Raw genomic sequence first — 12,892 nt, 5'->3', positions numbered from 1 at the left:
TCAAATACATTTCCATATAGATGTAAAATCGGACAGTCAGCCTTTTGCTAATTTGCTCTTCTTCTAAATCCTGAAGCCCAGTTAAAATGTCATTGAGTAGAATTCATCGTTTGCCACAGTCCTTATAATACATCTTCTTTTTCTCCATAATGCAGCACTTTTAAATTTTATCCACTGCCTTCGTTACCTTCAATTGTTTACCGCAAATCATAGTATTTTTCATTGCTTTCAGCACCAAGGGGCCTTTCCCGTTTAGTATTTCTATATAAGTAAGGGTATCTTGTATGGTTATAATTCCGATGTCTTCTGCCTTCATACCATCAAGATTGGATATGACCCCGACAAAATTAGTTGCTCTGAGTTTCTTTTTCTTTCCACCATTGAAACGTAATCTCATTATATCTTTATTCAATTGATCACTTTTCATTTTTTTAATCTTAGGAGCCGTATTCAATTTTTTTTCAAAGGAAGGTTTCAGATTGGCTACTTCCTCTTGGGAAGGTTTCGTTTTTTCCTGAATTTTAAACCCGATCAGATCTTCGATGTCATGCAGATATCTGGTTTGAGTCGGAACAACAAAGGAAATGGCCTTCCCTTTTCGCCCTGCACGCCCTGTTCTTCCTGTGCGATGAACATAGTTCTCTTCATCCAAGGGGATGTCATAGTTAATAACCAGAGAAATATTCTCTATATCTATCCCTCTTGCCGCTACATCAGTGGCTATTAAATAGCGGTACTCTCCCCTTTTAAAACGCTTTATTGCAGATAATCGATCGTCTTGTTCCATGCCGCCATGCATTTTATTACAGGGATAGCCTAACTTATTCAGACGTTCACTAACCATATCCACTTGGTCTTTCATACTACAAAAGATGATACAGCTATCCGGATTTTCAATAATCATAACATCGGTCAGTAAGTTAAATTTATCTTCTTCATCCGTAATATAAAGAGCATGATTAATATCAGCCGTCACGATACCGTTCTCACTGACATCTATATTGATGGGATCACTCATATAATTTTCTGATAAACTTTTTACTTCATCGGACATCGTAGCAGAAAACAGCATTGTCATCCGTTCCAGGGGCAGTTCTTTCATAATTTCTTTTACCTGCTCAATAAATCCCATATCAAGCATTCGGTCAGCTTCATCAATGACGAAGCAGTTAATCTTATTTAAAGGTAACGTACCTTTCCTTATGTGATCCATGACGCGCCCCGGTGTACCAACAACTACATGAGTTTTTTGCTTCAACTCTGCTTTCTCCATAGAAAATTGGTGACCTCCATAGATTGCTGCTGCTTTTATTCGTTTAAATCTGCCTATATTAGTAAAATCCTCTTTTACTTGAACAGCAAGCTCCCTTGTTGGAGTCAAAATAAGCGCTTGTGGTTTATTTTCCAGCCATTCAATAAATTCACATATCGGAATTACATATGCAGCAGTCTTACCGCTGCCCGTCCGGGCTTTGACGATAAGATTATTTTTTTTCAGAGCAGCCGGAATGACTCTTGCCTGAACCTCCGTAGGTATATCATACTCCAGACCATTAAGCGCCTTTACAATATCCTCACTGATTATATAATTATGAAACTTACTAACATCCATATCCAGCCTTTCTTTCCATTCAAAATCTGTATAATAATAAAAAAGATTCCTTAATTTGGGGTGAGTTACGTGCTAACCCATTTTACATGAGAAAACCGTTTAATGCAATCACTACTGTTTAATTAATTTCCATTTGAGGTAGACTTGATTTATCCTACAGATTCTTATATTATGCATTTGCTATTATGACATGCATTTGATATCATGTAATGAGTAAGAATATTTAAAGCCGTCAGTTTCATGACGCTTTGGATCACAGATAAAAAATAGATATTTAAAAAGGCGGAAACAAAAATGGATAATCAAGAACAAAAACATCAGCGTCGCCCCAGATATAAAGGCACTCACCCCAGAGCTTTTAAAGATAAATATAAGGAACTGCAACCAGAGTTATACGCTGATGCTGTGGCAAAGGTCATTCAAAAAGGAAATACTCCTGCTGGTATGCATCGCTCCATTTGTGTAAAGGAAATATTAGAAATTTTACAAATCGCCCCTGGTCAAACTGGATTAGATGCAACTTTAGGTTATGGCGGTCATACTTTAGAGATGCTTAAATGCTTAGATTCAAAGGGACACTTATATGCTACTGATGTAGATCCTATTGAATTACCCAGAACCAGGGAGCGTTTGGAACGCTTAGGCTATGGCCCGGAAATTTTAACGGTCAAGCAAACAAACTTCTCCAATATAGATCAAATTACTTCCGAATCAGGACCATTGGATTTTATATTGGCAGATTTAGGCGTCTCTTCCATGCAAATAGATAATCCTGAAAGAGGATTTTCTTTTAAAACAGAGGGACCGCTAGACCTTCGGTTAAATCCATCGAAAGGTATCTCTGCAGCGGATCGTCTTAAAACTATTTCACAAGACGAATTACATGGCATGTTGTTAGAAAATGCGGATGAACCACATTCTGCAGAAATTTCTCGTGCCATTATTTCCGCAATAAAAAAAGGAGAAGACATTACAACAACAAGTCAGCTCCAGCAAATCATCAATGATGCATTGAAATTCATTCCGGAAAAGGATAGAAACGATGAAGTGAAAAAATCCTGTCAAAGATGCTTTCAGGCGCTGCGAATTGATGTCAATAATGAATTTGAAGTGTTATATACATTTTTAGAAAAACTTCCTGCTGCAATGGCGGAGGGCGGACGTGTTGCGATCCTTACCTTTCATTCTGGCGAAGACCGCCTTGTTAAAAAATCCTTTAAACGTTTCTATCGTGAAGGGATCTATAGAGAAATTGCTCCTGAAGCAATTCGACCATCAGCAGCCGAATGCAATTCCAATGGCCGCGCTCGATGCGCAAAATTACGTTGGGCTGTAAAAGCTTAATAGGAACAGATCAATCAAGAAAACATAAACAGGCCTGAGGCTGATTGTATTGCTGGTTAACTTTCTGGAAACCAAGTGGCTAAAATGAATTTTATAAATCCTTGGCAGCACCCGACTTCTATTAGTTTAGGTTTTTTCATTATGATCTCTTTTCTAAATAAGGACAGACGTGAGTTCACTTTCACTCACGTCTTTTACTGTTTTCTATTCTATTTACTAATCAACACGTTGCGACGAGCATACAACCTTACAATGCCTTGAAGTCACAATAGTGAGATCGTAAGTATCTAGTTCCCCCATCCCGTAAACCTGTCCAAAACAAACAATGTTCAAAAAAAGAGGGATAGTCTGCATCTCTACATTCCCAGCCTACAGCTTCTGGAAGTTCATGCCCTCAATAACTTCTATGCTTTCTATATTATGCTGCCGTTCAGTTTTCATTTAAGTGTGGTTGTGTCAGGTTCAAAAAGCTCGTCAACCGTCGTTCCCAGTATGTTTGCCAGCTTAAAGGCTAATAGCAGAGTGGGGTCATATTTGTCATTTTCAATCGCATTTATCGTTTGTCGTGTAACACCTAATGCCATAGCCAAATCTTCTTGTCTATATTTTTTATCTTTACGTAATTCTCGTATGCTATTCTTCATAATTCTCAACGACCAATCGTATAATACAGGATTGCGCCAAAGAATATGAGTAGAAGTATTACACCTAAAGAAATTAGAATTTGTTTTTTGCCACTGTTGTCATCAACTTTTATCTTTTCAATGCCCGTTACAAAAAAGTAAACCAGAAACTGTAGCCCGAACAGGATAAACGGAAGTGATGTCTGTTGACTTTTAGCATAGTTAAATACTCCCCATATAACGAGAGAAAAAACCAAAAAGGCCCAACTCCATTTAATTCCTTTCTGGTTTATCTTTAATTCCATCTCATCCATTTTTCTCATAAAAGCCTCCATAATGTCAAAAGTATTTTACATTTTTAGAATACTATTCATATACAAAAATGTCAAGAGAATTTTACATTTACTTATAGTGATCACAGAACCGGTTCCTGGCCGGTAATGGATTTAAGACTTTAAGGAATATCCCATTTCTTATTTTGACTGAAATAAAAACAGAAGAATCAAGTTTTATAAATCCGATCCCTCTGTTTTTATCATATTAAATTGTAAGTAAGAAGAGCCTTTGTAATCAAAAGGAGGTCACCCTCTGGTATTCCTTGGCTGAAAGATTATTCTCTTCTACTGCACCTTGAAAGCATCTACTCACGTTCACTTATTGCTCCCAATGGGTATTCAACCAATTTAATGACTTATGCAATGATGCAACAGTTTTTGTTTCAATCACGCATCTGCAATGATTTTGATTGGCAATATTAAGCTTTTCAAGCAAATTAATATTTCCTTCGCCAAGAGTCAGATGATTTTTTTTCCCGTTGGCATCGTGTATATGAAAATGTTTTAATTTACACTCATTTTGCATAATATATTTTTCATCAATATCATCGGCAGAATGAGAGTGCCCAATATCCCATGTCAGAGCGAAAACAGGACTTTCAAGCAGAATATCAATTGCTTCTCTCTGGTGTGCAGGATAGCCTTCTGTGTTTTCTATGGTAATAATTAAGTTGTCTCCGCCAATTAGATTTTCACATATAGTTTTGAAATATTGAATGCTCCTTAAATAAGAATCCCGGAATTTTTCAAATAAAAATATTTTCTGCTCTGGAAGCGTGAAATATACCCCTCGATTCATGTGCATATTTAAAAGGGGAATTTCCAGCTCTTTGGCAATCATCAAAGCTTGTATAACCGTATCCAGATAAGCTTTGGTCACAGCTTGATTAAAATCGCTGATATTCAGGTTTTCATCTAAATGGATTGTGTAATAGACTCCGTATTCCTTGGATATATCTTGAAACATTTTTGTTTTTTTCATGCTCTCTATCTGATACTGTGGTAAATTCATGTTAAGCTCAATAAATTTTAGTCCAAGGTTATTACAAAGCTTAGCATTTTCCTCTAAGTCTGTCAGTTCGATTAAAGTGGGCATACCAAATTCAATACTCATAAATTCCCTGCCTTTTTTTGACATAATGCGTTAATCCCCCTTCTCTCTTATCTTCATGTTTTATAGTCCGGCAGCTGCTAATACTTTATTCCATATCCCACCGGAACAACAGATAAGCAAGGGGAAAAGCTCCACAGCATGCCTGTTATCTTTGCTTCATTCGCTACTGCAATCCCCATCTGATAGGTTAATTCTTTATTATTAGCCGCACCGATACCTATATTATGAGGAAATATGACCGTGCCTTCACATGTATTAACTCTGTGAACCGCATCATTTCCATATATGTAAAAGTTCCTTTCTTGTATTATTATCAAAAAACTATATTTACTGTTAGTATAAGCTAACTATACCATACTGCCTTAATTATTTCTAATAGGCACAGTTTGCCCTTGGTTGCAGGGTATATTCTCTCAGATTAATAGTTTTGCCATGTGGTATAAATGCTGCCATCTATGTAAATAAATAGCTTGTCATAGACAAGGAACCCATCATGCAGCCATTGTTATAGGTCGATATCTCATCTTCTTTATCGGAGGCGCCAAGTATATATAAAATCGGATTAAAATGATCCGGCGTAGGTACGGCTAATTTTGCTGTTTCTCCCAAGCTCAGATAATTTATCACTTTCTCATGATTTCTATTTTCAATATTTTCTTTCATATAATCATCAAACTTATATGCCCAATCAAAGCCTTTGTCTTTTATTTCCCAATCAATCATTCGCAGGTTGTGAACGATATTTCCGGTGCCAAACAAAAGAACGCCTTGATGCCTTAAGGATTTTAACTCCCTGCCTATTTGATAATGAACTTCCGGCTGCGCGGAGGCATCTATACTGATTTGAAAAACGGGGATATCCCTTTCGGGGTACATATGGACCAGAACAGACCAGGTACCATGGTCAATGCCCCAGGAATTATCAAATACACTTTGTTTGCTGATTAAACTTTCTACATTCTCCGCAAGTTTCGGATTACCAGGAACATTATATGAAATCTCATATAACTCTTTAGGAAATCCGTACATATCATAAATAGTCTTTGGATTTTCCTCATTCATAATCTTTGTACCTTTCGTATACCAATGAGCCGAAATTGATACTATTGACTCAGGCTTAGGTATTTTCTTTGCCATTTCCATCCAGCTCTTCGTATAGCGGTTATCTTCTATTGCGTTCATAGGTGATCCATGACCTATAAACATCATCGGCATTTTAGACATATTGTCAACTTCCTTTCATTTTAAATGCATCTATTGATATTTGAAGAATATAGTTGCGCTCTAATTGAAAATTCCAATCTGACCACTTAACTATTAAATCTGCCTTAGTAGACTTATTCCCACGAACTGAATGTGGCATCAGATTAGGTACCGCTAAAAGCTGCAGCAGCATAGATCTCATATTCCATAGGTAGAAATATCTATGTATCCGTCCTCGGATACCTCTATTCCTTCTGATATAAGAAGTTCTCTTTGAAAAGCTGCATATCTTTTATCCGTGATTGATATTTTGCCTTTGGAGTTAATGATCCGGTGCCATGGGAGATTGTATTTCTCAGACATGGAATGAAGTATCCTGACCACCTGCCTCGCACCTCTGGTATTTCCTGCAAGTCTCGCAACCCTACCGTAGCTCATAACTCTCCCATATGGTATTCCCTTAATTATTACCAGGACTTCCTCAGTAAACTGTGTCATTTCGAGCAATTCTCCTTATCAAACCTTAAATTTATATCTCATCACAGCTCTGTTACTGTCAATATACGGATTGCTGTGCTAAGTATGATCGCAGCCAGACTGGGAATGCTTGAGCTCAGCCGGCTTTCACCAACCTTTGTGATTATAATCATTGTTATGATGTACATCCTTGGTACGCACATGTTCATGCCCGTCACTCCATCCATTGGTATGTCCTTCAGTATCTCAATAAACTTCGTTTATTACCTGCACTCTAATTATATCATATTACTCAAATTAATGAAATGCATGCCTCAACTATATTACCTGAGCACACAAAGCTCCAGACTGCAATCAATATAGATGTATTAATAAAATATTCCATGAGATTGCCGTTACAGAGAAAAATACAGTATTTGACTTGCAAACAGAAATTATAAGAACTATAATTTTATATTGTTTGCAGATGAAATAAAATACAGCTACAGGAGGGATGATTATGCAGACTGAATGTCACACGGTAAAGAATACCATTCATCGGTACCGAAGTTTTCGCTATGCTTTAATATTGGAAGGAATTGCTGTAGGTACAATTTCAGGCGCTTTTGTTGTGCTTTTCCGGTATCTCCTGACCTATGCGGAGAAATTGCTTACTACAGTTTTAAACTATGGAAAGGATCACATATGGGTTATACCAGTATGGTTTGTTTTTTTGACAGCTGCAGCTTTTGTTGTTGCAATGCTGTTGAAATGGGAATCCTTTATATCCGGAAGTGGAATTCCCCAGGTAGAAGGTGAGATGATGGGAGAATTAGACCCCTGTTGGTGGAAAGTCCTGATTGCAAAGATGGGCGGAGGTCTACTTTCCATTGGGTGCGGTTTGTCACTGGGAAGAGAGGGGCCAAGTATTCAGCTGGGGGCAATGGCCGCAAAAGGCTTGTCGCGCCTGACCAAAAGAGCAAGGACAGAGGAGAAGCTTCTAATTACATGTGGGGCCAGCGCCGGACTTTCTGCTGCATTTAATGCTCCCATTGCCGGTGTTCTATTCTCCTTGGAAGAGGTTCACAAGCATTTTTCACCGGAACTGCTTTTATCTACCATGGCCTCCTCCATTACGGCTGATTTCGTTTCAAGAAATGTGTTTGGCCTTCAGCCCGCTTTCAATTTACAGATCAGCACCATGATGCCTTTATCTTCATATGGCCACGTAATTCTCTTCGGGGTAATCCTGGGAGCCATGGGGGTCTTCTATAACAACTGCCTTTCCATGACTCAGGATTTATATATGAGAATACCATTTCAGGCAGTCCGGGTTCTGATACCATTTTTACTGGCTGGAATTTTCGGTTTTACCTACCTATATGTATTAGGCGGAGGTCATCCTCTTGTGGAAACACTGTCCAGTAGCCAGATGGTACTTGGGGCATTGATCGTACTTCTGATCGCTAAATTCAGTTTTTCCATGTTAAGCTTTGGCTGCGGTGCACCGGGTGGAATCTTTCTTCCTCTTCTGGTAATCGGAGCAGTGAGCGGAAGTATTTATTACCATGCGGCTGGATTGGTAACCGGTTCCTTAAACGGACTTCTGGGCAATTTTATTATTTTAGGAATGGCAGGTTGTTTTTCTGCCATTGTCCGCTCTCCCATCACCGGAATAATACTGATCAGTGAGATGACAGGTAGTTTCTCTCATTTGCTGACACTGTCCATGGTCGCCCTGGTGGCCTATATCATCCCCGATATGCTTCATACGGCTCCTGTCTATGACCAGCTTCTTCATCGGTTACTGGCAAAGATGAAACCGGAAATTCATTCTTCTCTTAGCAGAGAAAAGGTACTGGTAGAAGGGATGATATATTACGGAAGTGATGCAGATGGACAGAAGGTTTCTGAGATCAACTGGCCCCAAACCTGTCTGCTGGTATCGCTAATGAGGGGCGAAGCAGAGTTTGTTCCGCGGGGTGATACAACTTTATCGGCCGGAGACAAGATCGTAATCCTGTGCGACGAATCTGCTCAGGGGAAAATCCACAGAATCCTGCGGGAAATGTGTGAAACAGTAAAAATATCTTATCAAAAATAAAAATAAGCTGTTGATAGCTTTTTAAATAATCACATCGTCCTTCAGATTCAGAATATCTACCATTCTCATCACGCAACGCCCTATACCCTTTTTTGATGACTTTATATGAGAAGTTTGTTTCCTCTATAAAAAATTGCACCCCTTTCGCCTAACATGTTATCACATGCCTAGCTTTTGGGGTGCAGTTAAAACTGAGGTTGATTGATTTCGTTGCATTGATTCAATTGGTTTCGCCGTTACTTTTGCATAATATGGATGGCAAAGCCGCCAAACTCACCGTCTAAATAGACATTCTTCAGTTTACCTTCCTCGGAATATGCGGCGGTATCCATGTTAAAGGAGAAGCCTTTCTCTTTTAACTCTTCTGTGGCGGCGGTCAAATCAGGTGTACGCATAGCGACATGGCCATTTTTCCCCAGGAATGGAGCCTTCATACACTCGAAGTAAGGACCGCCGAATTCGGACTTTTGTCCATGACGGGGCTCCAGATTAAACATCATGCTCAGAAGCTGAGCCAGTCTTTCCGCCTCCTCAGCATTTGGTGTGTTGATGCCGATATGCTCTAGTTCAAATTTATTATTCATAATCATACCTCTTTCTCAAAGTGTCGGAAGATGATCCGTTTCATATAAAGTTGGATATTTTTTGATTAAGATTACCATTCATTTAAGTAATTTAGAATCTTACATTGGGAACAATAGCAAAGCTCCGGCAGTTAAAGCAAGCAGGCGGATAAAGTACATCGGAATTGTGTATTTCCAAAACTCTATTAACTTGTACTTACCAATTCCCATTACCATAGCCGGCATACCGTCAATTGGTAAGAAATGGCCATTCCAGCCCGAAACTACAATTGCAGCAGCAGCTGCTGTTGGATTTAGACCCAAGCTCATGCAGGTAGCAATAGCCATAGGTGCAAATACATACACAGTACCTATCGTGGATCCTGTAAGGGTTGCAAGTACACTTGTTAACATACAGAAAACAAAGATCAGGATGAAAGGATTGATATTAGTGCCAAGCATATTAGCTACAGTTTCGCCAACTAAAGCAGTTAAGCCTGTACTGCCAAGAGCATCCGCAACACCGATGACGCCAGCAGACATCAGAATAATTGGAGCACCGATGTTGTTACGAATTTCATCGAAATTAAGAACACCGATAGCTAAAATCAGACATGCAGATAAACCTGGAATCATATATCCTGCATCGCCAACTTTACTTTGAAGAATCATACCAACAACAGCTGCAATAAAGGCTGCATATGTTGTATTTTCTTTCCATTTTGGTAAATCGTAAACTGTTTCCTTAGACTTATCAGCGTCGATTTCTTTATCTTCAACATTTTTGTCAGGCAGAACTTTATAACCAATTAAAGCCCATACTACATAAGCTAATGAAAGTATAAGGTTTACAATTGAGAATTTTGCTAAGGAAACGCTGGTAATACCTGAACCAGCAGCTCCTAAAACAGCAATAACAATACCATATTGTAATGTAACATTTACAGGAATTAGTGGATGGTTAGCTGCGAAACCAGCAGCAGCAATAACTTTACCACGAGGTAACTTGTCAGTATACTGTATAGTAGATAATATACCTAATGTAAGAACATAGAATGCAGTTGAGCCCGTGCCAAATATACTGCTAGCCAACATAACGATAATAAATAACAGTATATATGCCTTAAATCCACCTTTGTTAGCCATATTCAAAATTGTTTTTCTGAAAGTACCAATAAGGCTGGTTTTCTGAAGAGCGGCTACGATTGCCATGAACGAGGCAAGCATAATAATGGTAGCGTTAGAAAAACCACCGAAAGCAGTCTTGATATCGGTTATTCCAAAAAGAACCATTAGCAGACATGCGAGAATTGGAGGTGCGCCGAACGGAAGTTTTTCTGTCATGATTAAAATAATCATGAATGCAGTGATAGCAATGGCAATAATCATTGGGATGGTCATTTGATTGAACTCCTCTCTTTTATACAGGATTATTTTTTTGCATTTGGGACATTACATCAATTCAATCGTTCTGTTTGGTGAAATGCGTGTTCAGTGTATATATCAATATCAGGCTTCTTTCCTGGCATTAACCATAAGGATGGCATAATCTATGGCATTGACCAGGCTCAGTTCGCTGGAACGGCCGCTGCCTGCAAGGTCGATGCCGGTGCCATGGTCTACGCTGGCACGAATGATAGGCAGACCCAGGGTTACGTTCACACCTTCGACGGCCTCCCAGTGCTTTTCTTCACGGTTATAAACAAAGCCCTTCACCTTTAGTGGGATATGACCTTGATCGTGGTACATGGCCACAACGATGTCATACCAGCCGCCCAGCGCCTTAGAGAACACTGTATCGGGAGGGGTAGGCTTTTTTTCAGGGATCAAGATGCCCTCAGCCATGGCAGCTTCGATGGCAGGTTGGATTTCTTTCACTTCCTCCCAGCCGAACATGCCGTTCTCACCACAGTGGGGATTCAGCCCTGCAACGCCAATTTTAGGTTCTTTAATTCCCAGTGCTTTGCAGCCTTCGTTGGCAATGCGGATGCAATCCAGGACACGGTCTTTCTTGACACGGTCACAAGCTTCACGTAATGACACATGAGTGGAAACATGGACGACCCGCAGATCGCCGTGAGCCAGCATCATGGTATACTTAGGTGTATCGGTGTAATCTGCATAAATCTCGGTATGGCCTGAGTAGTGGTGGCCAGCCATGTTTATGGCTTCCTTGCTCAGAGCATTGGTAACTGTAGCATCGATCTGGCCCTCCATAGCCAGCTGAATAACTTTTGCAACATACTGGAAAGCTGCCTCTCCGCCCAGGGCACAGGCTCCCACGCCAAAAGGCTCAGGTACATCCAGATTGGAGGAATCCGGAATTTTATCTGCAGGAATCAGCTTCAAATCCATTAGGTCGATGGTGCCATAGGTGTACTTGCCTTCGGCAGGTGTGGATACCACATTCAGCTCTAGATGAATGCCGTGAACTTTCCCGGCCACCTTCAGCGCGTAACGCATGGAGGTCTCGTCGCCAACTACTAAGGGTCTACAGCGCTTGTAGATTTTTGCATCTGACAGTGCACGAACAGTAATCTCCGGGCCATTTCCAAAGGGATCACCCATAGAAATGCCAATCATAGGTTTCAATTGTATACTCATATTAACACATTCCTTTGTCGGTGTTTTCCTTCAAAACTTGTTTTAGTGCGGTGACGCCTTCGTCACATAGATCGTTGAATGGCCGGCGGCAGTCTCCTACAGGATAACCAAGCAGAGAAACAGCCTTTTTAACTACCGTGTTCGGATTGCCATATTTGAATACGGCACGGAAGGAGGCGATGGAGTCTTGAGCTGCTTTAGCCTCTTCCAGCTTGCCAGCCTTGAACAGTTCATAAATAGATGCCAGAACATGAGGATATACATTGGCACATCCTGCGATGCCGCCTGCACCTCCCGCCTCTAAGCAAGGCAGAATCAGGGAATCGTTTCCGGACAAAACACGGAAGTCTTTGTCTAAATCCTTTGTAAGGTTGATGTATGCAAGTAAGTTATCCCAGTCTCCGCTGGAGTCTTTGGCACCCATGATGATGTCTACATCTTTAGCCAGTTTTGCAACGGTTTCAGGTAGCAATTTGTTGCCTGTTCGTGCTGGAATGTTGTACAGCACAATCGGAATGTCTACATGCCTGGCAACTTCTACATAATGGTCGTAAAGCTCTTTTTGTGAAGCAAGCGCAAAGCTGGGGGTGATAATGGATAGCACATCGGCACCAAGCTCCTGCGCTTTCCTGCTAATACGAATGGTATCAGCCGTGGAAATGCAGCCGGTACCTGCGTACACCGGAACACGATGTTTTACTTGGTCGATCGTAGCTTCCAGAACCTCGATTTTTTCATTTTCGCTTAGGATGTAACCTTCACCGTTGGTTCCGAATGGGAACAGGCCATGAACGCCGCCCTCCAACATGCGTTCAATCTGGTTACCCAGCTCCTTAAGATTGATTGATTCATCAGAATTCATCGGAGTTAAAATCGGTGGGATAATGCCTTTTAATTCAACATTCTTCATAATAACGCTCTCCTTTTTTTGCAT

Annotated in this window: 14 protein-coding genes; 2 read left to right on the top strand and 12 right to left on the bottom strand. The window is 40.2% G+C overall.

Annotated features, from left to right (window positions below; genetic code table 11):
• Window positions 1-160: 160 nt before the first annotated feature.
• Window positions 161-1,612, bottom strand: coding sequence for a DEAD/DEAH box helicase (locus H171_RS03260; RefSeq protein ID WP_100303863.1), 1,452 nt, complete (start codon window positions 1,610-1,612; stop codon window positions 161-163).
• Window positions 1,613-1,906: 294 nt separating this feature from the next.
• On the opposite strand from H171_RS03260, the gene rsmH reads away from it, so the two are divergent.
• The gene (gene rsmH / locus H171_RS03255; protein WP_100303862.1) at window positions 1,907-2,956 is read left to right on the top strand and encodes a 16S rRNA (cytosine(1402)-N(4))-methyltransferase RsmH; all 1,050 of its coding nucleotides are present in this window, start codon (window positions 1,907-1,909) and stop codon (window positions 2,954-2,956) included.
• Window positions 2,957-3,393: 437 nt separating this feature from the next.
• On the opposite strand, the gene H171_RS03245 is transcribed toward rsmH, so the two are convergent.
• From H171_RS03245 to H171_RS24040, 7 genes are all read right to left on the bottom strand, one after another.
• Entirely contained in the window at window positions 3,394-3,600 is a 207-nt protein-coding gene (locus H171_RS03245; RefSeq protein WP_100303861.1) for a helix-turn-helix transcriptional regulator, read from the bottom strand.
• A gap of 5 nt (window positions 3,601-3,605) precedes the next feature.
• Window positions 3,606-3,902 (bottom strand): hypothetical protein, encoded by a 297-nt coding sequence (locus H171_RS03240; RefSeq protein ID WP_100303860.1) that lies wholly within the window; start codon window positions 3,900-3,902, stop codon window positions 3,606-3,608.
• Between the two features lie 331 nt (window positions 3,903-4,233).
• On the bottom strand, window positions 4,234-5,052 hold the full coding sequence (locus H171_RS03235; RefSeq protein WP_242976846.1) for a TIM barrel protein: 819 nt from the start codon (window positions 5,050-5,052) through the stop codon (window positions 4,234-4,236).
• A 53-nt stretch (window positions 5,053-5,105) separates the two neighbouring features.
• On the bottom strand, window positions 5,106-5,345 hold the full coding sequence (locus tag H171_RS24960) for a glycoside hydrolase family 3 N-terminal domain-containing protein (protein WP_100303859.1): 240 nt from the start codon (window positions 5,343-5,345) through the stop codon (window positions 5,106-5,108).
• 136 nt (window positions 5,346-5,481) lie between these two features.
• On the bottom strand, window positions 5,482-6,252 hold the full coding sequence (gene ygiD / locus H171_RS03225; RefSeq protein WP_100303858.1) for a 4,5-DOPA-extradiol-dioxygenase: 771 nt from the start codon (window positions 6,250-6,252) through the stop codon (window positions 5,482-5,484).
• Window positions 6,253-6,429: 177 nt separating this feature from the next.
• Entirely contained in the window at window positions 6,430-6,729 is a 300-nt protein-coding gene (locus tag H171_RS03220; RefSeq protein ID WP_100303857.1) for an MGMT family protein, read from the bottom strand.
• Window positions 6,730-6,770: 41 nt separating this feature from the next.
• Window positions 6,771-6,935 (bottom strand): hypothetical protein, encoded by a 165-nt coding sequence (locus H171_RS24040; RefSeq protein WP_157803105.1) that lies wholly within the window; start codon window positions 6,933-6,935, stop codon window positions 6,771-6,773.
• Window positions 6,936-7,207: 272 nt separating this feature from the next.
• On the opposite strand from H171_RS24040, the gene H171_RS03210 reads away from it, so the two are divergent.
• Window positions 7,208-8,791, top strand: a complete 1,584-nt coding sequence (locus H171_RS03210; protein WP_100303856.1) for a ClC family H(+)/Cl(-) exchange transporter — start codon at window positions 7,208-7,210, stop codon at window positions 8,789-8,791.
• A 236-nt stretch (window positions 8,792-9,027) separates the two neighbouring features.
• On the opposite strand, the gene H171_RS03205 is transcribed toward H171_RS03210, so the two are convergent.
• The 4 genes from H171_RS03205 to dapA form a co-directional block, all read right to left on the bottom strand.
• Window positions 9,028-9,375, bottom strand: coding sequence for a VOC family protein (locus tag H171_RS03205; protein ID WP_100303855.1), 348 nt, complete (start codon window positions 9,373-9,375; stop codon window positions 9,028-9,030).
• Window positions 9,376-9,474: 99 nt separating this feature from the next.
• Complete coding sequence (locus H171_RS03200; RefSeq protein ID WP_100303854.1) at window positions 9,475-10,755, bottom strand: SLC13 family permease; 1,281 nt, start codon at window positions 10,753-10,755, stop codon at window positions 9,475-9,477.
• 108 nt (window positions 10,756-10,863) lie between these two features.
• A complete protein-coding gene (gene pdxA / locus H171_RS03195) occupies window positions 10,864-11,958 on the bottom strand; it encodes a 4-hydroxythreonine-4-phosphate dehydrogenase PdxA (protein WP_100303853.1) in 1,095 nt (364 codons plus the stop codon).
• Between the two features lies 1 nt (window position 11,959).
• Window positions 11,960-12,868 carry a 4-hydroxy-tetrahydrodipicolinate synthase gene (gene dapA, locus H171_RS03190; protein WP_100303852.1) on the bottom strand — a complete coding sequence of 303 codons (909 nt, stop codon included), beginning with the start codon at window positions 12,866-12,868 and terminating at the stop codon, window positions 11,960-11,962.
• Window positions 12,869-12,892: the final 24 nt, after the last annotated feature.

It is taken from the genome of [Clostridium] celerecrescens 18A (genome assembly GCF_002797975.1).
GTDB classification, from domain to species: Bacteria; Bacillota; Clostridia; order Lachnospirales; family Lachnospiraceae; genus Lacrimispora; species Lacrimispora celerecrescens.
The sequence above is the reverse complement of the archived record's forward strand: the minus strand, read 5'-3'. Positions and strand labels throughout refer to the sequence as shown.